The 24,328-nt window shown below is 40.2% G+C and carries 25 protein-coding genes; 19 read left to right on the top strand and 6 right to left on the bottom strand.

The window, feature by feature from the left end:
* Position 1 precedes the first annotated feature (1 nt).
* The 10 genes from AC1XUE_RS06175 (at position 2) to AC1XUE_RS06130 (ending at position 7,702) form a co-directional block, all read left to right on the top strand.
* On the top strand, positions 2-211 hold the full coding sequence (locus AC1XUE_RS06175; RefSeq protein ID WP_483355062.1) for a hypothetical protein: 210 nt from the start codon (positions 2-4) through the stop codon (positions 209-211).
* A gap of 104 nt (positions 212-315) precedes the next feature.
* Entirely contained in the window at positions 316-1,155 is an 840-nt protein-coding gene (locus tag AC1XUE_RS06170; protein ID WP_483355061.1) for a sulfurtransferase, read from the top strand.
* A gap of 30 nt (positions 1,156-1,185) precedes the next feature.
* The gene (locus AC1XUE_RS06165) at positions 1,186-2,412 is read left to right on the top strand and encodes a Tm-1-like ATP-binding domain-containing protein (RefSeq protein WP_483355060.1); all 1,227 of its coding nucleotides are present in this window, start codon (positions 1,186-1,188) and stop codon (positions 2,410-2,412) included.
* A gap of 47 nt (positions 2,413-2,459) precedes the next feature.
* Complete coding sequence (locus AC1XUE_RS06160; protein ID WP_483355059.1) at positions 2,460-3,323, top strand: phosphoenolpyruvate hydrolase family protein; 864 nt, start codon at positions 2,460-2,462, stop codon at positions 3,321-3,323.
* A gap of 123 nt (positions 3,324-3,446) precedes the next feature.
* Positions 3,447-4,244, top strand: a complete 798-nt coding sequence (locus AC1XUE_RS06155) for a HipA family kinase (protein ID WP_483355058.1) — start codon at positions 3,447-3,449, stop codon at positions 4,242-4,244.
* Positions 4,222-4,605: a DUF3037 domain-containing protein gene (locus tag AC1XUE_RS06150; protein ID WP_483355057.1), complete on the top strand. Its 384-nt coding sequence runs from the start codon at positions 4,222-4,224 to the stop codon at positions 4,603-4,605. Before AC1XUE_RS06155 ends, AC1XUE_RS06150 begins: the two co-directional genes overlap by 23 nt.
* A 27-nt stretch (positions 4,606-4,632) precedes the next feature.
* The gene (locus AC1XUE_RS06145) at positions 4,633-5,091 is read left to right on the top strand and encodes a hypothetical protein (protein ID WP_483355056.1); all 459 of its coding nucleotides are present in this window, start codon (positions 4,633-4,635) and stop codon (positions 5,089-5,091) included.
* Between the two features lie 13 nt (positions 5,092-5,104).
* The gene (locus AC1XUE_RS06140; RefSeq protein WP_483355055.1) at positions 5,105-5,686 is read left to right on the top strand and encodes a DUF4202 domain-containing protein; all 582 of its coding nucleotides are present in this window, start codon (positions 5,105-5,107) and stop codon (positions 5,684-5,686) included.
* A gap of 379 nt (positions 5,687-6,065) precedes the next feature.
* Positions 6,066-6,455, top strand: coding sequence for a response regulator transcription factor (locus AC1XUE_RS06135; protein WP_483355054.1), 390 nt, complete (start codon positions 6,066-6,068; stop codon positions 6,453-6,455).
* Between the two features lie 26 nt (positions 6,456-6,481).
* A complete protein-coding gene (locus tag AC1XUE_RS06130; RefSeq protein WP_483355053.1) occupies positions 6,482-7,702 on the top strand; it encodes a sugar transferase in 1,221 nt (406 codons plus the stop codon).
* 56 nt (positions 7,703-7,758) lie between these two features.
* Here the strand turns inward: AC1XUE_RS06130 and AC1XUE_RS06125 are convergent, their stop codons facing one another.
* The gene (locus AC1XUE_RS06125; protein ID WP_483355052.1) at positions 7,759-8,376 is read right to left on the bottom strand and encodes an acyltransferase; all 618 of its coding nucleotides are present in this window, start codon (positions 8,374-8,376) and stop codon (positions 7,759-7,761) included.
* A gap of 101 nt (positions 8,377-8,477) precedes the next feature.
* On the opposite strand from AC1XUE_RS06125, the gene AC1XUE_RS06120 reads away from it, so the two are divergent.
* The 4 genes from AC1XUE_RS06120 to AC1XUE_RS06105 all read left to right on the top strand — a co-directional run bounded on the left by AC1XUE_RS06120 (position 8,478) and on the right by AC1XUE_RS06105 (position 14,142).
* Positions 8,478-9,149 carry a TolC family protein gene (locus AC1XUE_RS06120; RefSeq protein WP_483355051.1) on the top strand — a complete coding sequence of 224 codons (672 nt, stop codon included), beginning with the start codon at positions 8,478-8,480 and terminating at the stop codon, positions 9,147-9,149.
* On the top strand, positions 9,146-11,320 hold the full coding sequence (locus AC1XUE_RS06115) for an exopolysaccharide transport family protein (RefSeq protein WP_483355050.1): 2,175 nt from the start codon (positions 9,146-9,148) through the stop codon (positions 11,318-11,320). Before AC1XUE_RS06120 ends, AC1XUE_RS06115 begins: the two co-directional genes overlap by 4 nt.
* A gap of 75 nt (positions 11,321-11,395) precedes the next feature.
* Positions 11,396-12,499 (top strand): glycosyltransferase, encoded by a 1,104-nt coding sequence (locus tag AC1XUE_RS06110; protein WP_483355049.1) that lies wholly within the window; start codon positions 11,396-11,398, stop codon positions 12,497-12,499.
* 173 nt (positions 12,500-12,672) lie between these two features.
* Positions 12,673-14,142 (top strand): O-antigen ligase family protein, encoded by a 1,470-nt coding sequence (locus AC1XUE_RS06105; RefSeq protein ID WP_483355048.1) that lies wholly within the window; start codon positions 12,673-12,675, stop codon positions 14,140-14,142.
* A gap of 19 nt (positions 14,143-14,161) precedes the next feature.
* On the opposite strand, the gene AC1XUE_RS06100 is transcribed toward AC1XUE_RS06105, so the two are convergent.
* Genes AC1XUE_RS06100 through AC1XUE_RS06090 form a run of 3 tightly spaced genes read right to left on the bottom strand, consistent with a single transcriptional unit; the run spans position 14,162 to position 16,684 of the window.
* Entirely contained in the window at positions 14,162-14,926 is a 765-nt protein-coding gene (locus tag AC1XUE_RS06100) for a glycosyltransferase (RefSeq protein ID WP_483355047.1), read from the bottom strand.
* Between the two features lie 3 nt (positions 14,927-14,929).
* Positions 14,930-15,823, bottom strand: coding sequence for a glycosyltransferase family 8 protein (locus AC1XUE_RS06095; RefSeq protein ID WP_483355046.1), 894 nt, complete (start codon positions 15,821-15,823; stop codon positions 14,930-14,932).
* Between the two features lie 42 nt (positions 15,824-15,865).
* On the bottom strand, positions 15,866-16,684 hold the full coding sequence (locus AC1XUE_RS06090) for a glycosyltransferase family 2 protein (protein WP_483355045.1): 819 nt from the start codon (positions 16,682-16,684) through the stop codon (positions 15,866-15,868).
* Between the two features lie 271 nt (positions 16,685-16,955).
* Here AC1XUE_RS06090 and AC1XUE_RS06085 point away from each other — a divergent pair, with 271 nt between their 5' ends.
* The 3 genes from AC1XUE_RS06085 to AC1XUE_RS06075 are packed head-to-tail and all read left to right on the top strand — an operon-like array spanning position 16,956 to position 20,092.
* A complete protein-coding gene (locus AC1XUE_RS06085) occupies positions 16,956-17,894 on the top strand; it encodes a hypothetical protein (protein ID WP_483355044.1) in 939 nt (312 codons plus the stop codon).
* Positions 17,895-17,906: 12 nt separating this feature from the next.
* Positions 17,907-19,265 carry a flippase gene (locus tag AC1XUE_RS06080; protein ID WP_483355043.1) on the top strand — a complete coding sequence of 453 codons (1,359 nt, stop codon included), beginning with the start codon at positions 17,907-17,909 and terminating at the stop codon, positions 19,263-19,265.
* A gap of 17 nt (positions 19,266-19,282) precedes the next feature.
* Entirely contained in the window at positions 19,283-20,092 is an 810-nt protein-coding gene (locus AC1XUE_RS06075; RefSeq protein ID WP_483355042.1) for an alpha-1,2-fucosyltransferase, read from the top strand.
* Positions 20,093-20,099: 7 nt separating this feature from the next.
* Here AC1XUE_RS06075 and AC1XUE_RS06070 read toward each other — a convergent pair whose 3' ends face one another.
* Positions 20,100-21,197, bottom strand: a complete 1,098-nt coding sequence (locus AC1XUE_RS06070) for a glycosyltransferase family 4 protein (protein WP_483355041.1) — start codon at positions 21,195-21,197, stop codon at positions 20,100-20,102.
* Between the two features lie 769 nt (positions 21,198-21,966).
* On the opposite strand from AC1XUE_RS06070, the gene AC1XUE_RS06065 reads away from it, so the two are divergent.
* Together AC1XUE_RS06065 and AC1XUE_RS06060 are read left to right on the top strand one after the other, a co-directional pair.
* Positions 21,967-22,809, top strand: coding sequence for a glycosyltransferase (locus AC1XUE_RS06065; RefSeq protein WP_483355040.1), 843 nt, complete (start codon positions 21,967-21,969; stop codon positions 22,807-22,809).
* A gap of 117 nt (positions 22,810-22,926) precedes the next feature.
* On the top strand, positions 22,927-23,703 hold the full coding sequence (locus AC1XUE_RS06060) for a glycosyltransferase (RefSeq protein ID WP_483355039.1): 777 nt from the start codon (positions 22,927-22,929) through the stop codon (positions 23,701-23,703).
* 46 nt (positions 23,704-23,749) lie between these two features.
* Here AC1XUE_RS06060 and AC1XUE_RS06055 read toward each other — a convergent pair whose 3' ends face one another.
* On the bottom strand, positions 23,750-24,328 hold the full coding sequence (locus tag AC1XUE_RS06055) for an ATP-binding protein (protein WP_483355038.1): 579 nt from the start codon (positions 24,326-24,328) through the stop codon (positions 23,750-23,752).

The following is a 24,328-nucleotide window of genomic DNA, read 5'->3' as shown; positions in this document are numbered from 1 at the left end:
TATGCAGACATTCAAACGAAAAGATTCGCCGGATGAAAATCCTGTATGGGGCCATTTATTAAATGGTAAATTGGTAGATGATATCTATGATCCACAGGTGTATTCTGACGATGAGACACTAGAAAGCATTCTGAGTAAGAATACTTTTTCTGTGACAAGTCAGCTTGAATATTACGAGTTGGTAAAAATTAAAGTGACGGTAGTGAGATAATCCCCTTTTTTGCTTCTTATTTGTGATGACTTTTTTGAAGATGACATTTAATGTGCTAATTCATCTTCCCAAGTTATAGCTATGTATGAATCAGAATCATCAATATGGGAATTTTAAGTATTAACGACTTCAAAGAATTAATATCGTCTGGTAAAAACATCAGGATCATTGACGCCCGCGGAGGAGCAGATGCGCATGAACGTTTCAAAGCAGGTCATATAAAAGGCGCTTTATATGCTGATCTGGAAACCGAACTATCGAATAAAACAGATCATGCTGCTGACGGCGGTCGTCATCCATTACCTTCACCGGTTCAGTTTTCACAGTTTTTATCTGAGAAGGGAGTTGACACTTCAACTATTGTGGTCGTTTATGACGACAAAAATGGTGGTAATGCAGCCGCACGTTTGTGGTGGATGCTCACTTCAGCTGGTCATCTGGAGGTGCATGTACTGAATGGAGGATATCAGGCAGCTATGGCCGAAGGTGCCGAAATGGAAACGGGTGATGGTAGTCCAGTGTTACAATCGAACTATCGCTTTGATGCCTGGTTAAAGCCTGTAGTGAATATGGAAGAAGTGGCTGCAGCAGCAGAAAGTAGAGATTATCTCATTATCGATGTTCGGGAAAACTATCGTTTTCGAGGTGAAGATGAACCTATTGACCTTGTTGCAGGCCACATTCCCGGAGCAGTTAATGTTCCTTATCTGAGTAATCTGGATGAGCAGGGGATATTCTTAGAAAGCAAGGCACTCCGTGAAAAGTATAATAAGGTGATTGAAAACAGAGAAATAAAAAATGTATATATCCATTGTGGATCCGGTGTGACGGCCTGTCACACCTTGCTGGCCCTGTCTGAAGCTGGATTAGGAGATGCTTCACTTTACGTTGGATCATGGAGTGAGTGGTCCAGAAATGAAAGGCCTGTCGGTCTGGGTGACTAAATTTTTGTAGTAAACAGTTAATCTGATCAAATGTCTTCAGCCAAATACATACTTATTTTAGGTTGTTTTGATACAAAAGGAGAAGTTTTTGCGAATCTGCGAACGTGCATTCTGAAACAAGGTGAGCAGGTGCTGATGATGAATACCGGCGTAATGGGTAGTACAGATCAGTTCCATGTTGATTTTGAATCAGAGATTGTATCATTACAGGGCGGATCGAATATAGCTGATTTACGCAGGAGTAGAGATCGTGGTTATGCGATGGCTGTGATGGGTTCAGGCGCCGGAAAAATAATCAGTCAGCTTGTAGCAACCAATGAGATTAAAGGCATTATTGGTATGGGCGGTGGGGGCGGAACCTATATCGCTCTGGAAGCCATGCAGCAAGCTCCGCTGGGTATGTCTAAAATGTGTATCAGTACCCTTGCCGCAAAGGATCTGTCGAGGCAGGTTGGCCATAAAGATATTGTACTTGTACCTTCTATTGTAGACGTTGCGGGATTAAACAGTATTATCGGTCCTATTATAGCCCAGGCTGCTACGGCAATTTGTGCAATGAGCAACACCCATCAAAGCGAAAAATCAGGAAGAAAACGAAGTATTGCTATCAGCATGTTTGGAAACACTACGCCTTGTGTTGATTTTTGCACGGCCATGTTAAATGAAAAGGGATTTGAAGTGCTCTCATTTCATGCCACAGGAGTAGGAGGGATGGCTATGGAGGCTTTAATTCGCGAAGGTTGTTTCGATGCTGTTTTGGATATTACCACTACAGAACTTGCCGATGATTTGTGCGGGGGAATATGCAGTGCAGGGCCGACGAGATTAAGCGCCGCTACAGAAATGGGATTGCCGCAGGTGGTGGTTCCGGGTTGCCTGGATATGGTAAATTTTGCACATCCTGACACCATTCCTGTCCGGTTTAAAGATAGGGAATTTTACAGCTGGGCGCCTGATGTTACCTTAATGAGAACCAATGACGAAGAGAATCAGATCCTTGGAAAACGACTTGTACAGCATGTAAACAGATCGTCCGCCGGAGCTGCAGTAGTGCTTCCGTTAAAAGGTGTTTCTCAGATTGATTCCGTAGGTGGGGTTTTCTTTCGTCCCGAAACGGACGAAGTATTGTTTAATTCGATCAGAAGCGAGATCAGTAATAAGGTAAGCCTGATTGAAATGGATGCACATATCAATGACCAGAAATTCGCCGGGCTATTGGTGGATACCCTGTTGAAATTGATGGAAGTCGAAAAGTAATACTGAGATAGACAAATATATATTTATTGCTAAAGTAAAATACCGATATGCCAAATCCATGGACAGGGAAGGGGAATCCTTATACCCGACAAGAAGTAAGAGACAGGCTTAAAGACACTCTTCAACAAAACAAGGCTATTATTGCTGCGGGTGCCGGAACGGGTATCAGTGCAAAATTCATAGAAAAGGGCGGTGCCGATCTTATTATTATTTACAATTCCGGCCGGTTCAGAATGGCCGGACATGGTTCCACAGCCGGGTTAATGGCTTATGGAGATGCCAACGCAGTGGCCATGGAAATAGGAGAATTCGAAGTACTACCGGTAGTGGAGGAAGTTCCGGTAATCTGTGGTGTGTATGGTTCTGACCCACGCCGTAGAATGTGGCATCATTTGCTGAAAGTAAAAGAAATGGGTTTCTCCGGAATTAACAATTTTCCCACGCACTCAATCGTGGACGGCCACTTCCGCAGAGTGCTGGAAGAAACTGGAATGGGCTTTGATAAAGAGGTCGAAATGGTACGTCTGGCCAGTAAAATGGATCTTTTCTCTATCGTGTATGTAGCTGAAGCAGAGGAAGCCAGGCAAATGGCTGAAGCCGGAGCCGACGCAATTATCGCGCATGTGGGAACAACTGTTGGTGGTTCAATTGGCGTGGTGGAGGCTTCCTGCACCATGGATGATGCAATTGAAAGAACACAAAAGATCATCGATGCCGCGCGCGCTGTAAACCCAGATATCTTCTTTCTTGCACATGGAGGACCTGTAAACACGCCTGAGGATGTCAAAGTGATTCTGGAAAAAACAGATGCACAAGGATTTGTAGGCGCTTCATCGTTGGAACGTATGGGGGTAGAAAAATCGCTTACCGATTTGACCAGAAGTTTTAAAGCACTTACTTTGAATAAATAATGTAAAGCATTTGGATGATTAATATTGCCGGAGCGGTAAGTCGTTCTGGCATTTTTTATGGCCCTGCCGGAAAAGATTGACAGAAATGATTTTAATTTTATCATATAATCTGATACACCAAATATGAATTTTCAACCTCCGGAGTTAAGACATGTGCATGTTACCCGGTATGTGACTCCGCTCAGAGAGGGGGGCTCATTGCCCGCCATTGCTGAAGCAGACGACGACTTTCTATATGTACTTAAATTCCGAGGAGCCGGTCAGGGGTTAAAGGCACTTATTGCTGAACTCATTGGTGGAGAACTTTCCCGAATACTCGGATTGAAAATTCCGGAGATTGTCTTTGCCCATTTGGATGAGGCTTTTGGCAGAACAGAACCAGATGAAGAAATTCAGGATTTACTTCGCGCCAGTACGGGGCTTAATCTGGCGATGCATTACCTGTCTGGCGCTATTACTTTTGACCCTCTTGTAACAAAGGTTGATTCACTGCTTGCGTCACAGATTGTATGGCTGGATTGTCTGCTGACAAATGTGGATCGTACAGCCCGTAATACCAATATGCTGATCTGGCATAAGGAGTTATGGCTGATTGATCATGGTGCTTCTCTCTATTTTCATCATTCATGGGAAAATTGGGAAGAGCAATCCAAAAAACCTTTCGTACAGGTGAAAGACCATGTACTGCTTCGTTACGCATCTGAGCTGGAGGCTGTGGACGCTACCTTCAAAGCACTACTTACTCCTGATAAAATTGATGCTATTGTAGCGCTTGTTCCTGACGAATGGCTTGTAGCAAGTTCACCTGATGAATATCCTGAGACAATGCGTAAAGTATATGCAGGTTTTCTGAATACAAGACTGTCTGTATCTGAGATATTTTTAACCGAAGCCCGAAATGCAAGAAAAGCACTTATTTGAGTACGCCGTGATCCGCGTTGTACCCAGGGTGGAGCGTGAAGAATTTATTAATGTAGGAATTATCCTGTACTGCTCGGGCCTGCGATTTCTGAAAGTACTACGTCATATAGAGGAAAGTAAGATAAGGGCATTGTGCGGGATAGCAGACATTGAGCAACTTAATGACTATCTGACCGCTTTTGAGCAGATTTGTGCCGGTGGGAAAACAGGTGGTTTTATAGGTTCATTACCCATCGCTTCCCGCTTCCGCTGGCTTACAGCGACCAGAAGCAGTGTGGTGCAGACATCCAAGGTTCACCCAGGTTTTTGTGTGGATGCTGATGTGACGCTGAAAAAGTTATATGATGATCTAGTATTGTAATAATTGGAATAGTAAACTTATAGGTATATGATCAAACTTAAAAACATGCTCATGATAGGCTTGTTATTTTTTGTGATGGCATGTAATACTGGCTCAAAAAATACGGAAGAAGCGGCTGAAAGGCTTACCACCGTGAAACAATGGAAGATCAGTCAGGTATATATAGACGATGTGGAAAGTTTGAAAAATGGAAAAATAGTCAGCCGTTTCGGAGGAGTTGACTTTGACAGATACATGGAAACCGTTCATTTTAAGACAGACGGAACTTTTGAAGGTTTTTTCAAAGGAGACAAAACTCCTTTTGCGCTGAAGTGGGCAAAGACTGAAACGGATATTCAGATTACAGCGGATGGAAAGCAAGGCGGCGCATGGTCTATCGCACCGGTACATGTTAGCAGCGGGAAATTCACGATGAGTACGTCGAGTACAGCTTATGATTACCCGAGGACAACGAAAATAGCACTACAGTTTACGGCAGCAGATTAATATAAACTCCACTATGGCGAAAATAGACGAAGCATTTGAGCAATTTGATGCATACAACAAACAGGCACCAGAGAAGGTTGTCTGGGAAGGGAAGGACTTTCCATCTGAATACTTCTATGCGCTCCGGCTACATGAATGGGTTACCAAACTCAATCCCGAAGCCAGTGAAGCACTGTTGCTTGCTTCCCGGAGTCAGCACATAGGTCGTTGGAAAATAGCACGTAACACCTATCCTGAAGGAAGAGTAGGATACCTGAAGTGGCGGACAGATCTATCCAAATTTCATGCTGAAAAAGCAGCTGCAATATTGGAGAGCATCGGTTACGACGACGTCACAATTGCCCGTGTAACCGAGATTATAAGGAAGCAGAAACTAAAAAGTGATCCCGACGTACAAACAATCGAAGATGCACTTTGTATCGTTTTTTTGATTTATCAGTTTGATGATCTTATCGAAAAACTACCTGAGCATAAGATGTTGGACATTCTTCAGAAAACATGGAGAAAAATGAGTGAAGAGGGGCAGGCTGAGGCACTGAAACTTTCATACAGTGATGAAGCGCAAACGCTTCTTGAAAAGGCATTGGCTGGTTAGTAAACTTACCTATTTATCTCTCACTTATTTTTAACAGAATTATGAAGCTTTTTTACATACTGCCTTATGTATCAACGCACGATCAAAGTGTATTCTTTTTGGTAGAAGTAATTTGAGAAGTTAATTTTCAATTGTAGTAATTTTTTTTGATCTTGCATGCTGTAGCAAAAATGGAGTTTTCAGGCTGTTAAATGAGGATTTAAGCGGTATTTGAATTGGATTTTTTTGCGCAGTCAACGTCGATTTTTATACGATATTTGAGCTTAGGTTGAAAGTGAGGATGGAAGTAGTTGTAGCACGCCGGGCTTTTTTTCGATTTTAAGAGATAAGTATCTAGATGTAATAATCTTGTGTAGCATGAATGGACTTTACTCAACATATGGATAGTAAACAGACACTTTTAATTATAGACGATGAGCCAAGTATCTGTAAAATACTGGAGCATTTTCTGAAAAAAGACTTCAATGTTGTCATTAAGCACGATGGATCTGAGGGGATGCTCTGGCTTGAGCAGGGCAATGAAACGGATCTGATTATTGCTGATTTGAATATGCCCAACCTGAGTGGAAAGGAGTTTCTCAAAGTAGCGAAGGCAAGTAATCTCTATATGGATATTCCAATTGTCATTCTTTCCGGATCAGATGAGAGCAGTGAGCGTATTCAATGTCTGAATCTTGGTGCTGACGATTTTATGCTTAAACCTTTCAACCCAATGGAAGTTCAGGCAAAAATAAATGCCATCCTGCGCAGAAGTAGAAGATTTTCCTAAACGACGGTCCCTTCCCATTCAACATCATGGAATTGAAGCATTTGCATTCAATAGATAATCCTGATACCAAGATTCCGCCATCTGCAACTTATCGCGTTGCTTATCTGAGCAAGGATTTCGAACAATACCTCTGGTTTTCTGCTAACTATGGCACCCATCTGCAAATAGAATATTTTGAAGATGGTGAAACATTGCTTACCGCGATACAGGATTATTATCCTGCGGATGTAATCATTGCGCATGTCAAAGGAGGTGGTTGGTCGCTGCTTGATCAGGTGCGTAGCAATCCGGCAATGGGCAATTTGCCTTTTGTGATCATGGTGGACAAACTTACACCCGCGTTGATCAGGAATGCGAAGGACAAACATGCTGATGACATTTTCCCGGCAGATTTTTCTGAGGGAGATTTGCTAACCCGCCTTCATTATTTCACGAAAAGACAATGGTACGTAGCCCGTTTAGCTTCCGAAAAGATCAGTTCATCCAGCAACGGAACACCTTTTTGGAAAAGAGCTATTGATGTCGTATCAACAGGAATGGCTGTATTACTGTTATCGCCTGTTTTTTTGCTTGTAGCACTTGCGATTCGCTTTGATTCACGGGGTCCCGTTTTTTATAAATCCAAAAGGGTAGGAAGCGGGTATAAGATATTTGATCTGTACAAGTTTAGAACTATGCGTACTGATGCTGATCAGATGATACGCAAAATGGCGGCCCTCAATATGTACAATACGGTGCAAGTCGAAACGGATTCGAAATCAGAACTTGCTAATATGTGTGAGGAATGCAGGAATGGTGGCTATTGCAACCGCAGATTGTTTCTGGACGGCAAGGAAATCTGTGAAAAGGTATTCAATGAACAGAAAGAACAGAAGGCTGCATTCATGAAATTTCAGAATGACCCGCGTATTACAAGGATCGGCAAATTTCTGAGGAATTCGAGTCTGGATGAACTACCGCAGCTAATTAATATTCTGAAAGGAGATATGTCACTGGTCGGTAACAGACCGCTCCCTCTCTACGAAGCAGAAAAGATGACTACTGACAACAAAATACTTCGTTTTGCAGGGCCGGCAGGTCTTACCGGGCTCTGGCAGGTAACGAAGCGCGGCAAAGGGAAAGCGGATATGTCAGAGGAAGAAAGAGCTGCATTGGATATAGAGTATGCCAAAAACTTCTCATTTAAAATGGATATGATGATCATTTTAAAAACCTTCCCTGCACTTCTGCAATCAGAAGATGTTTAGATTAAAATCAGATTCGGCGACGGCTAAAATGAAAGTCAATTAAGTTGAATAGTATGTCAGGAAACTTTCACCCAGTCGTTGGATGCAGAGTCATATCTTTTAATGATGCGTGCCGGGTTTCCCACAACTACGGAATAGGGAGGAATATTTTTGGTCACAACCGCCCCTGCAGCAACCACACTATGCCTTCCAATGGTTACTCCGGCGGTGATGACAGAGTTTGCTCCGATCCAGCACTCATCTTCAATTACTATGGGAGCAACGGAAACTCCCTGCTGATGAATAGGGGTGGAGATGTCCGTGTACTTGTGGTTGAGGCCACTCATAACAATATTCTGTGCAAGGATCACATCATTTCCGATGGTGGCCGGCCCGATCAATACATTTCCAATACCTATAAGCGAATTGTTACCGATACTTACACCACCCACTCCATTGTTAATTGTACTGAAATCTTCGATCGTAGAGTTATTACCAATCGAGAAGTGATTAAAAGGGACGACATCCATTCTCACTCGACTGCGGATGATCACTTTTTTTCCTTTGTGATGATAGAACCGGTTGAGAAAAACACGTACCCAAAGTCTGGGGCGCGCCTGATTAGTAGGTATGAGAAGCCAGTGGACAAAACTTTTTAAGCGAGCATTACCTCGGATTTGGTCAGAAAGAGACATTTCACCAGAAATTAGGAACGTTGAATAAATTGAACAGTCAGTTTACACCGATAGAGTCAAAACAAAAGTAGTTTTTAATAGCAGATTTTTAACAGGTAGTTATGAAATCCATATTGTTTTTAGTTTTTATCTTTTTTCCTTTGGGCAAAGTAATGGCCCAGGAGACTCTGAGTAAGGAGATTTCCTATGAGTATCTGGACAAACTCATAGCTGCCTGCAAAGCGAACTATCCCAGAACAAAAGCTTTTCAGGATAGGGTAGCCATGGCTGAACAAGGAATTAGGCGGACCAAATTGTCTTACTTTGATATCTTCTCGCTCGGCTATATTTACAGCCCGGCCAACAATAATAATACAACCCTTTCTCCCAGCTTCTTTGGGGGTTATCAATTCGGTTTTTTTGCTAATGTGGGCTCGCTTTTGCAAAAGCCGTCATTAATTAAACAGGCAAAAGGGGAGCATTCCGCTGCAAAGCATGAATTAGATGCCTTCGAACTCAGCATGGACGCGGAAGTGAGAAAAAGGTATTTTACATATATCCAGAAAGTTGCAGTTCTGAGGCTTAAATCAAACATGCTTCTGGATGTAGAAACAGTGGTGTCGCATGTAAAGCACAAATTTGAAAAAGGAGAGGATACGCTTGAAAATTATAATAGGGTGCTGCTCATGCAAGCGGATCAGAGTCAAAGTATTCTGGATGCCGAAGGTGAAGTGCTTATAGCAAAAAGTAGTCTGGAAGAAGTAGTAGGACAAAAACTGGAGAATATCAAATGAATGAATTTTTACAATTTTTTACGCTTTTAAAGAGAAACAGAACCATACTGATTCTCGTCCCGCTTGTTACAGTTGTCTTGTGCTTTTTTCTCGTACGTGAGTTGCCCGACGTATACAAATCGCATGGCAGCATTTCTACCGGATTAGTTGACAAGTCCGAGCAAATCCTGTCTAATGCTGAAAAGGATCAGGATTCTGAAATCAACAGGAAATTTGACAACTTGATCCAAATGATGCTTTTGAAAAAAGTATTGGATCAGGTGTCTTATCAACTACTGCTTCATGATCTGAAATCTCCTGAGGATAAGAAATTCAGCAAAGATGGCAAAACAATTCAGTCACTTAGTAAAGTTGAATTGTCGAAGTATATTTCTATCATCACCAAAAAACATAATCTACGTGAGGAAATCCTTCCGGGCACAAAGGAGTCGGATGTAATCATAGCAATGCTCCGAGAAAAAGGATACGATCATGCGTCAATAAATTCTAAAATCTCTATATATCGTGTCAAGAGCAGTGACTATATCAGCATAGATTCCGAAGCAGACAGTCCTGAACTTGCTCAGTTTTTAATCAATACGCTGACCAGCGAATTTGTTGCCTATTCATCTTCCAGACTTGTTGACAATAATAAGAGAGCTATTGATTTTCTTGCAGGCTTCCTGAGTCAGAAAAGAGAGGCCCTGACGGAAAGAATGAACACGCTTAGAACATTTAAAATAAAAAACCGTGTACTTAACCTCAACGAACAGGCCAGAAGCTTATATGGGCAGATGGCTGATTTTGAGACAAAACTGGAAGGAGCAGAGAAGGATATCATAGCCTATGCCGCAGCAGTACGAAAAATAGATAGCAAATTCAATCCTTCTGACAGGCGATACCTTGAAAGTGCGCTTACGGGGATTAATATGGATATAGTGGCTACCAAGGAGCAGTTAAAGGTTCTCAATGAAAATTACATCAGAAGTAATTTTGACGAGCGGCTGAAAACCAGGGTGGATTCGTTGAGACGTAAGCTGGCAGAAAGAATCAATGAGTCTTCTGATCGCTATGTTTATAATCCCATGGTTGTTAAAGAGAATCTTGTAAATCAGAAGCTTACCCTCGAAACAGAGCTTGAGCTTGCTACCAATAGCGTCTCTTCTATCCAAAAAGAACTGTTAAGGTTAAACCGGAAGTTTGACGCACTCGTACCCAACGAAGCCCAAATCCAGGAGTTTGAGACCAGTATAGATATAGCTAGCAAAGAGTACATGGAAGCTTTGCAGCGCTACAATAATATTACGCTTGAATCGAATTTCCCGGTTTATCTGAAGCAGGCGGAGAAGGCAATGCCAGGTGTTATACAGCCTTCCAAGAAAATGGTGTTACTTATTCTTTCAGGAGTGATCAGTATTGCTTTCTGTTTGTTTGTATTCTTTGTTTTATTCTATTTTGACAATTCTATTAAATTTCCGGCTCAACTTGCCAATGAGACAGGACTGCCGGTTCTGGGTTATCTGAACTATGTAGCAGGAGGCGTCGACCTAGGGAAAATTCAGGATGAATCTACCAGTGAAAAACATCTGTTATTATTTCGGAATCTAATCAGATCGATACGGTATGAGATTGATAGTGAGTATCCGGGAGCAAAAGTGGTTGTACTTACTAGTCTCGAACAGGGTGACGGTAAGACATTGCTGGCGGTAAGTCTGGCTTGGGCATTTTCGAGAGTCAATAAAAAGGTACTCATCATTGACGGTAATTTCAGTAACCAGAATGTCAGTCATGTAAGTAAAAGTCAGGTATTTTTAGAGACTTTATTAAGTGATAATGCACAGTCATTCCCCGCAGCAAGTGTGGAGGGTATTAGTGTTCTTGGTAAAAAAGGTGGCGATACATCTGTGAACGAAATAGCTTCAGAGGAACAGGTAAGGCATTTGCTAACCACGTTAAAAAACGATTTTGATGTGATCATCGTTGAGGCAGACTCGATGCTGTCTATGAACAAAGCCAAAGAATGGGCTTTATTTGCAGATGCTGTGGTAGCTGTTGTTGCTGTCGGAAAAACAATCAAAACCGAAGACAAAAATAAGATAGATTATTTCAGAAGTCTTGGTAACAAGTTTGCCGGTTGGGTGCTAACCGGAACGAGAGATCTGGATGAGCAATCAGGGAAAACGACTAAATAAAACAATATGGTAGCGCTATTGGTCTTATGGATGTTTGTTCAGCTTATGATTGGTTTTCATTTATTGTTTCCTGTTATGCTTATTGTTATAAATGCAATGAGGCGCAAGGAAAGGAGGACAGAGCTGCCTGTAGCCAATCCGGATTATGCAGTAATTGTTACAGCCTATGAGCAAACCGATCAGTTGCCTGAGGTTGTAGCTTCCTTACTTGCCATGGATTATCCGACATTCACCATCTATGTAGTTGCAGACAATTGTGATATTTCCAATCTTCATTTCGCATCAGAAAAGGTGAAACTACTCCGGCCTGAGAACGTGCTGGCAGGAAACGTACGCAGCCACTTTTATGCGATCAGGAATTTCGTGAGAGCTCATACACACCTTACTATCATAGATAGTGACAATCTGGTTGAAAGCAACTACCTGTCGGAATTGAATACGTATTTCGTAAATGGTTACAAAGCTGTTCAGGGAGTACGAAGTGCAAAAAATCTTGAAACGATGTACGCCCGCCTGGATGCGGCCAGGGATATTTACTATCATTACTACGATGGCAAAATGCTTTATGGAGCGGGTTCATCAGCGACCTTGGCCGGATCAGGTATGGCCTTTACAGTACAGTTTTACAGGGAATGTCTCGAGCATCGAGATGTACAGGGGGCTGGGTTTGATAAGGTTTTACAGCATGCTATCGTGAATCGGGGAGTAAGAATTGCGTTTGCCGGCAAAGCTATTGTTTATGATGAGAAAACTTCCGGTTCGGACCAGCTCGTGAATCAGCGAGCACGCTGGATCAATACATGGTTTAAGTATTTTTCTCTCGGCTTCGGGTTGACTGGGAAGGGGCTTATCAAGCTTGATTGGAACCGCTTTCTGTTTGGGTTGGTGTTGCTACGGCCGCCTTTGTTTATATTTCTGATTTTATCCGTACTGTTCATGTTTACTAATATGCTTATCATGCCCGCAATGGTTCTGGCTTGGTTGGCGGCATTGCTGGTGTTTGTAGCGGGATTTTTTATTCCTTTATTAAAGCCGGGAACAGATCCAAGAATTTTCAGCTCCCTGAAAGGCATTCCGGCTTTTGTATTTTACCAGGTAATTTCTCTTTTCAAAGCTAAACGTGCCAATAAAATATCTGTTGCGACACGGCATAAGGTGAAGGGACATACACAAAAATAGCCTTATGAAAGTATTACCGGAATCCAAAAAAATAAAGAAACGAATTGAGCCTGAATTGACCAGGATACAGGTTATTACACGTATAATAGCTATTGTTTTGGCCTTTGTAAGTGTATTCTTTTTTTTTATAAAAATTCTTTTTCTCTGATCCATATACTTCAATAAGAATACTCATGAAGTTTCGCTCTCTCACCTCATATACTTCCACACCCGCAATTGCGCTGCTGCTCGCATTTGCGGCGATTGGGTTGGGAGCGGTCACTGTGATGGGAGGAATGGTTGCCGGAATTCTTATTGCTTTGGCAATGGTAGCACTGCCGGTCGTATACGGAATGGTGGTTTTTCCTGTTTTTGGAATTGTGTGCATGATGGCCATGGCCTTTTTGCTGTTTTTCTTTATGCGGTTTGGCGTAAATTATCCTCTGGGAACGGTGCTGGATGGTATGCAGGGGCTTTTAATACTTGGCTTTTTTATCAAACAAAGAAGGAATCCTGACTGGTCAATATTTAAGGGGCCGGTTGCTACTGTAATATTGCTATGGATTAGCTATAACTTTCTGGAGGTTATTAATCCATGGGCGGAATCCAGGATGGCCTGGGTGTATACAGTACGTACCGTTGCGATTCTTACCCTGACCTACTTTATCTTCGTATATCAGATCAATTCGGTAAAGTCTATCAGGGTGATTCTGAAAGTCTGGCTTGGGCTTGCTGCAGTTGCCGCTGTATATGCTTATAAGCAGGAGTTCATCGGTATTGCCGATTCGGAGATGGCAGGTATGGAAAATGATCCGCTCATGGTCAGTTTACTTTTTATAGACGGTCATTGGCGTAAATACTCAATTTTCTCGGATCCGGTTGAGTTTTCATACAATATGGTTATTAGCATTCTTCTGTGCATCGCGCTCATATCCGGACCCATCGTGAAGAGTAAAAAAGCCATCCTCATTGCAATGGCTTTCCTGATGCTGTATTCTATTTTGTTCTCCGGGACAAGGTCATCTTACGTTTTAATTCCAGCCGCACTTGTGCTTTTCGCAGTGCTGAATTTTAAGAAGCAGATCATGTTTTTTTCGGCCATCGCTGGGTTTTTTATCATGGTTCTGATCTACATCCCCACGTCAAATCCAACATTGTACAGATTTCAAAGTGCATTTAAGCCATCCGACGATGCATCTTATAATGTTCGGAAGCAAAATCAAAAAATGATTCAACCTTATATTCTTTCGCATCCAATGGGGGGAGGGCTTGGAGCAACAGGTGCGTGGGGAGTGATGTTTGCTCCTTATTCTTTTCTGGCCAGTTTTCCACCTGATAGCGGATATATGCGAGTAGCTGCGGAATTGGGCTGGATAGGTTTATTTCTATTTTGTTGTCTGATGTTTGTCGTGTTAAAATCCGGAATAGAGAACTTCTACCGGATCAGGGATCCTGAATTGAAAATGTATTGCCTTGCTATGACCCTGGTTCTTTTTGCTCTTAACGTAGGTAATTTTCCGCAGGAGGCACTAACTCAATATCCGAACAATATTCTATTCTATCTCGCCATAGCGATCATTCAGGTCAGCTACAAGTTGGATCAAAATATGCAAAATGCAGATCTTGAAGCCGAATCAGCAGGGGGAAGCTCCAGTCCAATATAATCATCGGTGGTCACAAGTATTATGTCCTGAATATATAATCAAAGTTGAATTTCAGATGCCGGTATATATGCCGTATGCCGGAAATAAAAAAACTCTGGTTTTCCCGCCACATATTTCTTTTTACCGTGCTCGGTTCAGTCTTCGAATTTCTCTGCTCAAACAGCGTTGTGTATTCATCGAAAAATAGCGCTTTCCCTCTCTTTTTTAAAAATGACATCATCATGTTATATTCAGTGATATCACTTTTTATTCCTTCGTCGTAGCGGCCGAATTTCTCAAAAAAGTTACTTCTTCTCAGATGTGGATGATCGCTGTAGTAATAGAACTTTCTATATCCCGGATTGCTTATTTTGAATATCATTTCAGAGAAACCGTCCTGTAGCGGCTTCAGACATGGATATTTGAAATATGCATAGAAACGAATCACATCAAGATTTTTATTTTCTTTTATCAATCCTAGTGCCTTCGAAAAATATAGAGGAAATATGGGTTGCGGTATAAAATCTTCCTGTACATAAAGGGTAAACTCTGTTTTTACAGCATCCTGACCTTTGTTAAGATTGTTGCCCAAGCCTTTGTTAACGGGAGTGGTAACAAGTCGAAAGTCATATATTTCCTTCAGTTTATGGATAGCTGCCAGATGTTCTGGCTTGCTGCCATCATCAGAAACAACGATATCTTCAAACCGGCAACCTAATGATTGGTATCCCTTTAAAAGGCTTTCCAGAGAGGAGCTTCTGTTGTAATGTGTAATTAGCAATGTGACGCCCTGAAATTCAAACATGGCTCAATTATTTAAATAGCCTGACAATAGATTTTTGAGCTTATTCAAAGCCTTGTGACCAGTTCTTATATAACCAGGGATAGGTTTATGACTCTTCCAGGGTGTTAATCTCAAATAGTTATAAAACTCCTGCTGATACCGGGGGAGGCCATCATAGGATTGGTAAAACGGCTTGATAGCGAGAAAATGAATCAGATAGGGATCTGAAATGTCGGTATCCGGGGATGTGTTCCACCGTTTATCAAGCGGTTGCCATTGATCGGCTAATACAACATTTAGGCCATATTGATCAGGATATGTTGCAAACTTCATGTTTTCGTGAATGCATTTAATTACGGCATTACTTACGTCATGCTTGATCCATCTTTCTAAATCAACCACCATCATTCCGGCATTGAAATATAACGTCTCAGCTGGTATTCCTAGCTGTGCATAATTAGGAATGCCACCCCAATCATTGCCGGCTGTTTCGGATCGGTCCTGAACTGCTCCGATCACATGATTCCGGAGATCTACATTCATTAATTTAGAGACATCATCCTTCAGTATCATGTCTACATCCAAATAAATATATTTTTTGGTTCCTGCAGGGAGAATGAAAGGTGCAAAAAGTCTGAGATAGGTGGTTAGCGGGAAAGAGGATTTGTCTGCCGGTATTGAGATATTGCTCGGGATGGCTTCCTTGGTCTTAAACCAATGCATAGCAATCATTTGCTCACTGCACGAGGATCGAATTTTATTTTTATTGTTATCACTTATGCCGTCGTCAATAATGTAGAGATCAATTTTCTCTCCGGATACATGATGTATTTCCATAGATTTAACCAAAGCGGCAACCATCAATGCGTAGTGATTATTGCTGGCTATTACTATCTTAATACTATCTTCTGTGGTCATGATTTTAGTCTTTAAGTATGGAAGTGCTGCCCGATAAGGTTGCTATTTAATCAGGTTGTTGAACTGCAATCTGGCACGATTTACAAATGCGTTCCAGATACTTCCGTCATCAAGAAGACGTCGCGGTGATGTAAAAACCCGCGCCTTTGAATCAGTAACCAGCTTGAGTTGTCCTTTCGTTTTAAGATTTAGCGCCATTCTTCCGTCTTCTGCTTCATTCTCATAATCACTTCCTACGATGCCGGCGTACTTCCGCGCTCCCTTTACTTTAAATCCTCCGGTTTCTACACCAATACCGGTAATTAACCCCATGTTAAACCCATATACATTAAGATATTCCTGCTTTTTTCTCCTAATCTTGATAATCACCGATGTTAAAGCTTCATACAAACTCAGCCCGAATCTGCTATTGCCTTCGGGCGGCATAAATGAATATCTCCCATATACCCCTGTGATGTCTTTTTGACCAACCATCGGTGCAACCATCAGATCAATCCAGTCGGGTGGATAAAATGTGTCGGCATCGGCACATAAATAGAATTGACCACGAGCCTTTTCCAGACTCATTTGTCGTGCGAAGGGAGTGCCTTGCTCAATTTGAAAGTAGTTGATAACTCCAAGTTCGTCTAAGACCTGCTGGGTGTTGTCTGTAGAGTTATTGTTAACGACAATAATTTCTGTTCGATAGCGGGTTGTACTTGCCGAAAGTGAAGATAATGTCCTGAATATGTTATCCTGCTCGTTCCAGGCAGGTATGGCAACTGTAACCTCCGGACTTTCAGATTTAAATAAACTAATGCGGTGTCTCAAATCCGATAATTCTGTCGTCGTAAGATCCGAAAACTTTTTATTCGGATACATATGAGGTTTAACCCATCCAGGGAGGCTAAAAAGAGACATAAAAAAGAAAGAGTGGGATGTTGAGTAAAAAAGCGAATTAGTTAAATCGATCAAATTTATATCTAATTATTGTAAGATAAAAAAGTTGTTCAATGATTACAATAATAATTCTAAGGTGTTTATTTTAATTCGTAAATTAATTCTACTTTTGGTTTTTAGATAAGCACAACTCTTCCGGAGTCGCCCGACTGGGGTTCCTTCAGAAGTTTTCAGGAAGTACTCAACAACCCATATGTTAAATAAATTTCTCAGCCTTTTATTACTGATCAGGTATGGTAAGCTGCCAACCGGGCTGAAATATTTCTACAGGGATACCTACATGTGCAAGCTCGTACAGCTCAAGTACATTTTTAATGACTACGTCTTCAAACGCAAGTACAAAGAGCTGACATTTAACGGTGAATTTGCTCCGGAACTTCAGTTTGCGTTACCGTTTGCATATTGGCACTTTAAAAATGGAACACTGAGAAGTACCAAGTCATCGAAATACACCTCAGAACTATATTTCTTCTCAGATAATCATCAGGAGGCGTTTGAGACCCGAACCAATGAGGGAAATTACAACTTCGAAATGCCAAGGATTTTGTACAGCCAGGACTATGACATGAGTAAATGGCTTCCTGTTCCATTGAAGGAAAAATACAGTAATACGATCTATCGGTTTAGTAAACCTATTCTTATTATCGCAAACCGGTATAACATGGAATGGGACGGGCCGCCGGTTAGTTTTTACAGTATAGAGATGCTGAAGTTTATTCTGGACGAAGTCAAAGACAAATATACTGTTATCTACAACAGGCCACGACCGCAAAACATTACCATGGATAATAGTGACATCTATGATATGGATGAATATTCATGGCTGCAAAACGAGTACCCTGAGGTAGTGCTCATGGAAGATCTCTATGCTAAGAATGAGGCCAAAGCACATAACTTCAATCATCTGCAACTAATGGTCTATGCCAATTCATCTCATTTCATATCGATACATGGGGGTACTGCAACGCTGGCCAGTTACTTTGGAGGAAAAAATCTGATTCTTTCGAAAAAAGGGCCGGAACACCATTTCAAATGTTTTGAAAAGCTGTACCCCAAGTTTTCAGGGGCTGAAATTTATCATGCAAAGAATGACGAGGAGGTTAAAGAGTATGTTGACAGGTATTTTGCATGATTATTAATTTACATGGAAAGCAAGACAAAGGGACATTACTGGATTAAAGCGGGTTTCATCAATTTGCTACAGAATTTTTCGGGCGTTTTCTTTGGTTTTGCGGGATTTTACTTTCTCGTGAGAGTATTGAGTAAGGACGAATTTGGTGTATGGACACTTTTTATGTCAGTAACGACCATTCTGGAGGCAGTTCGAAGTGGACTTATTCAGAATGCCCTGGTCAAGTACCTTGCATCTTCAGATCAGGCGGATCACGGGGAAATCGTTTCTTCCTCTTCTATGATCAGCGCGTTGGTAACATTATTTTGTATCATCCTAATTATATCGCTGGCTCCCTTTCTGAGCAGTATCTGGGAAGCACCGCAGCTTATTGGTTTACTGTATATCTATCTGCTGGTATTTATTTTTTCGGGAGTGCTTACTCAGTTTAATGCAATAGAGCAGGCAAGTCTTCAGTTCAACGGTATCTTTATTACCAATTTTATCAGACAGTCATTTTTCTTTTCATTCATTCTGTTTACTTATCTGTCAGGATTTGATCTGGAATTAATACATCTCGTTTGGGTACAAATTATTAGTGTTGCAATAAGCGTATTAGTCGCTTTTCGGTTCGTCCGCCAAAAACTAAATTTTCCCTTTTCAATAAATAAAGAATGGATAAGTCGTTTGTTTGGCTATGGGAAATATGCATTTGGTACCTCGGTAAGTTCTTTATTGTCGGGCACAGTAGATCAAATGATGTTGGGCGCTTTGTTGTCACCAGCAGCATCCGGTGCGTTTAACATTGCAGTGAGAATTACCAATCTGATTGATATACCGGGAAATGCAATTGCGGTTGTCGTCTTTCCCCAAAGTGCAAAAAGGATGGCAGAGGAAGGAAAAAGTGCAATTAAATACCTGTATGAAAAATCTGTCGGTACCACACTGGCACTTGTGCTGCCTGGCGTTTTGTTCCTTTATTTTTTCTCTGATTTCGTCATACATTTTATAGCCGGTGAAAAATACGCAGACTCCATCCCGCTACTACATGTGACGCTGTTATACTGTCTGCTGATTCCTTATGGACGTCAATTTGGGACTATTCTCGACTCGATAGGTAAAACAAAAGTGACATTTCTTGTGGTTGTCGGTACAACGGTACTGAATCTGAGCTTAAATTATTTTCTCATATCGCAAATAGGGGTAATGGGAGCTGCCTATGCTACTTTGATTTCTAATATCGCAGGATTTGCTGTAGCACAGGTAATTTTGAAAAAAGAGGTGAATGTAAGTGTTTGGAATACAATAGTTTACTTGTTTGCCTTCTATCCGGAGTTTTTTGAAAGATACATCTTGCCTGTCTGGAGACGAAAAATGGGTAGATCTAATTAATAAACGTGACAGGATATATGGTAGGTGTTAAATTTAATGGCCGGTTAGGAAATCAGTTGTTTCAATATTATTTCCTCAAATATTTGAAAACAAGGGATGGTAGTAATTTTTACTTTTTCCCAAACCCAAATCATGCCTACCTAACCAAATATTTCGATTTTGGATGGTATGATAATACGCTGATGAATCCTGGTAAGATCTCATTCCTAAGCAGAATTTTGCCTAAAATTGCCAGCTTCAGACATATATACATTCATAATTTTTTTGCACCGAAAGAGTTGATTCCGGAAAATAATACGATTTATAACGGTTATTTTCAGTCAGATTTTTACCTTAAACACCTTGAAACAGCGCCAAAATTAAAGATCAGACAACGATACAGGGATGATTTTGAATTGAAGTTTGGTGAACTGTTTAGAAATAATAAGGTCATAGTGGTCCATATTCGCCGCACAGACTACCTGACGTATGGTAAAAGGGACATATCTTTGCCCATAAATTATTTCAAAGCTCAGCTCGAGTCAATAGAACATGCAGCTACTTATAAAGTTATTTTTGTGAGTGACGACATGGACTTCGTGCGGAAGGAATTTCAGGAAAAACCTAACTATGTTTTTTCAAGTAATTCCGAAATTATAGATTTTCAATTGATTCAGAATGCAGACGTAGCAATCATATCAAATAGTACTTTTGCCTGGTGGGCTGCGTTTACATGTCCTAAGGCCAACACAGTCATTGCGCCTGAAAATTGGTTTGGATTCCGTATTGGTAGAGAACACCCAAGAGGAATAATGACAAACCGATTTACTTGGAGAAAAGTTTTATGACTTTAAATCAAGTCAGAGATCTGTAGACATTCAGTGTCTTTTCTATAGAAATATCAAGTGGAAAGTCGCGGAGTCTGGCCAGGCCCTTGTTGATTAACAAGTCCCTTTTGGAAGCGTCTGTTAAAAAGCCCTCAAGTTTAAAAACCAAATCATCCACATTCCGGGAGGAAAAATATTCGACTGCATCCGATCCTATCTCTTTAAAGCATGTTGTATCGCTTAGCAAAACAGGACATTTTGCTTTGAAAGATTCGAGAATAGGAAGTCCAAATCCTTCATATAGAGATGGATATACAAAAACGAGTGCGTTCGCGTACAGGTAATTCAATTGTTCGTCTGTGACATTGAAATGCTTCACACGCTCCGTTAACTTTAGTCTGTATAGCAGCTCCCGATCCGCATTCCCCAGTGTACCTCCACCTGTAAGTATTACTTGTAAGTCGGGATATCTGGCTGAAAGTATTTTAAATGCTTCGATAAACAAATAGAAATTTTTGTAACCACTTCGATCTCCAACATATAACAGATAATGAGGTGCAAGCCCTGGAACCTCTTTCAAAAGTAGTGGACTATCCGGTTCAATACCATGATAAATCACGACAACCTTTCTTTCGTCAACATGATGAAAATGAATGAGATCGCTTTTAGTGGTTTCGGATATGGCAATGATGGCATCTGCCCTTTCAATTTGTAGACGTTTGTGATAGGTAAGTGGATCCTGAGCCCAAAAGTACTCCGGTAATCTTTCATAGGTCATATCATGAATAGTGGATACCATGGGCTTTTTCAGGTCTCCGAGAAAATAGGGATCATAATAGGTAGGATGAAAGACATCAAACTCATTTTTTTGAACCAATCGTTTTGAATATGCTTCGTTGATTTTGTAGAGTTTTTTTGAAAAATAATTAATATTCAGTAATCTGTTGATATAGAGATCCTTATTGGAAACCGTGGGGTTGAGATAATGATTTTCAGAATGTAATACTGCAACCTCACATGAGTCGTTATGAGATTGACGAATTTTTTGAATGATGTTGAAGAAATATCTACTAATGCCACCATATTTTTGTGTGGTAAATTTTTGATGGTCAAAAAGTATTTTCATATCGTCCCGTTTACTGGATATTGGTGACTTTCTAATTTTCTAGATATGATAGTGCCTATAATTGTGCCAAAATAAGCAGTTTACTATACCAGATTTATTTATGGATAAAATAATTTTACCTGATACGTAGGGTTGAGGTTGTATGTCGTGAAATAGATCTCATCAAATTAGAGAAAATAAAGGTTACCTCATATGGGCATCAAGTAACGGTACATAATAATATTCTGGTTACAAAAAATAACTTAATTTATTGAAATCCTATTGATATATAGCAAGATAAAACCTTGTATCTTTGCAAACCTATCGATAGTACTTTATATAATTACAGCAATATTGTAAATATAAGTATTTCCTGAGAATTGAAGATGGAATTGAATAGTAATTCCTGTTAGCGATTTTTTAAAACATGAAGCTCAACGGACATAATATTATTATCTTCGCCTTGCCAAGGGTTAATTCGGAGATAGAGTCAACGAATTTTACGACAGCCAGATTATTGGCAAGTAGTAATAGTGTATACTATATTGAAAATCCGTACACATTAAAGGACTACTTTAAATTCAGGAAAAGTCCGGAGTATTTAAAGAGAAAGGGTTTTATGTCTCTTTTCAGTACGAAGATATGTGAGACCGAAACACCCCACCTGTTTCTTATTTTTCCACCGGTCATCTTTTCTATAAACTTTCTTCCGGAAGGACGTTTGTTTCGCTCACTATTGAAAGTCAATGAGTATCTTATTAGTTTTAAACTCAAGAGGATCCTTCGTAGATTGAGAATTAATGATTATATATATATCAATTCTTTCAATTTTCATTATCCAACGCTGCGTAAATTTCTCAACCCCCGATTAACTGTATATCACTGTCTGGATCCACTCGTTTTTTGGTTTAATCGTAAACATGGTGAACGTTCAGAGAAGATTTTAACCATAGAGAGTGATGTGGTAATTTGCAGTAGCAGAGCTCTTTATGAAGAAAAGAAAAGACAGAATACTCACACTTATTTTGTACCGAATGCTGCCGATCTGAGCCATAGCAGTAAGGTAGTAGACCCGAATCTAAAAGTAAATACATTACTTTCGGGACTGAAATCGCCGATCATTGGATATTTTGGTGCTGTTGAGAGAAGAATTGACTATTTAATGCTTCGGGAAGTGTTTGATTTAAATCCTGATAAAACATTTGTGTTTGTGGGGCCTGTTTCAGATGAATTCGTACCGGACTGGTTCCACGGAATTGATAATGTGAAATTAACCGGAGCTGTCGCCTACGACGAAATGCCATCGGTGGTGAAGGGATTTGACGTAGCATTGATACCGTTTAAAAAGGATGACGTCAGTAAGACAATATTCCCTTTAAAACTTTTTGAATATTTAGGCGCTGGAAAACCTGTGGTTTGTTCTGATTTTAATATGGATCTGGCGGAATTCACTGAAGATACCGTTGCTTTTTGTGGAAACTCTATATCTTTTTCAGAAGGAATAAGCAAGGCTTTGTCAGATGATAATACCCAAAATATAAATAAGCGAATACAGGTTGCTTCTAAGAATACCTGGGAGGTTAGAGTTAATGAAATAGCTGCAATACTGCAAAAATATACTGCTGCTAAATAGAAGTAATTATTTCCTTTCTGTGATGATGTATTTTAATCTATATCTCTCTATAGGTAATTAATTATTAATGTTGATTATGCTTATATATTTACAATGATATTAATAACAGTTTATTAAATGTATAATTTTTCGGATGTAACACTTTTAATAACGCATTATAACAGGAGTAGTTCACTTGAGCGACTTTTGAATTCATTTAAAGAGTTAAATTGTCATTTTTGTGATATTGTTGTTTCCGATGATTGCAGTAATTCTGAGCACGTAAAAGAATTACATAGACTTAAAGAAATATTTGATATCAAATTAGTATTGGCTGATATAAATGGTGGGCTTGCCAGAAATATTAATAAGGGCCAGGATGTTGTCAATAGTCTTTATACCCTTTACGTTCAGGAAGATTTTGTTCCTACACCTCTGTTTCCTTCACGATTAAAAAATGCTGTTGGATACTTAGACGAAGATGCTTCCATTGATATCGTTCGTTTTTATGCCTATTTCAGACATCCTATACTAAAGCCATTTAAAGATGGTTTTTCTTATATGGGATTCAATTTTTGGAATCAGAATCATATCAAATTTTATATTTACAGTGATCATCCGCATCTAAGGAGAACTAGTTTTTTTGATAAATTTGGAAGGTATAGAGAAGGGATAAACATGGATAAGGCGGAGTTTGACCTGGCACTACGATTTATTAAAGCAGAAGGCAAAGGGTTGTTCTACGAAGAGTTTAATACACTTTTTGATCAGAAAAATTCGGTTTTGGAGCCCAGTATGGCATCCCGAAGCAAGTGGAGAGAAAGCAACAATATCTTTATTCGTGCTTTACGGACAATTTATCTCAGATACAGGTGGATAAAAGGAACGCTGCAGCTGTTATCCGTAAAGGAATAATGTGATAAAAAAAGCATGGAAAGCTGGATCAAATACGAATTTTGGTTTACGCCTGAGAGTGAGTTGCGAATTTGCTGATGAAGTGATTCATGCGGTTAACACCGTCATATTTGTAAGAAAACTTCGTTGACGACTTTGCTATGATAAGTAGTCCAAAGTGCTCACTAATAGACATGAGAGCTGTATCCGATTCATTGCTACTATCTGCCGGCTCTTCTATGGAAAAAATAACGCTACCATCCATTTGAATATGAGCAAGTAGCATCTCGTTGTAACTTGAATAGATCAGATGTTTGGTCCCTCGAAGATTGCCTGCCACCGGCCAGTTAATTGCCTGTTCTCCTGATGAGTCCTTTAAATGAAAAGGAACACCGGAATCTAGCTTTGCTACGATTATTTCGCTTTCATTAATTGTCAGCTCAATAATACAGTTTGCGGTTCCGCAATGCTTTACTGCATTTGTGAGCAATTCTGTCAACACCCATTTTATCTTTGATAACAATAAAGATTCAGCCGGCTGGCTGGTATTAGAAAGGATAAATGAACTGCATTTATGCAAAACACCTGATATCTCGTCACTATTATTATTAAAGATTACTTGTATACGATCCGTTTCCTGTTTCAT

Source organism: Dyadobacter sp. HNCC25DJ187 (genome assembly GCF_056895255.1).
The sequence above is the reverse complement of the archived record's forward strand: the minus strand, read 5'-3'. Positions and strand labels throughout refer to the sequence as shown.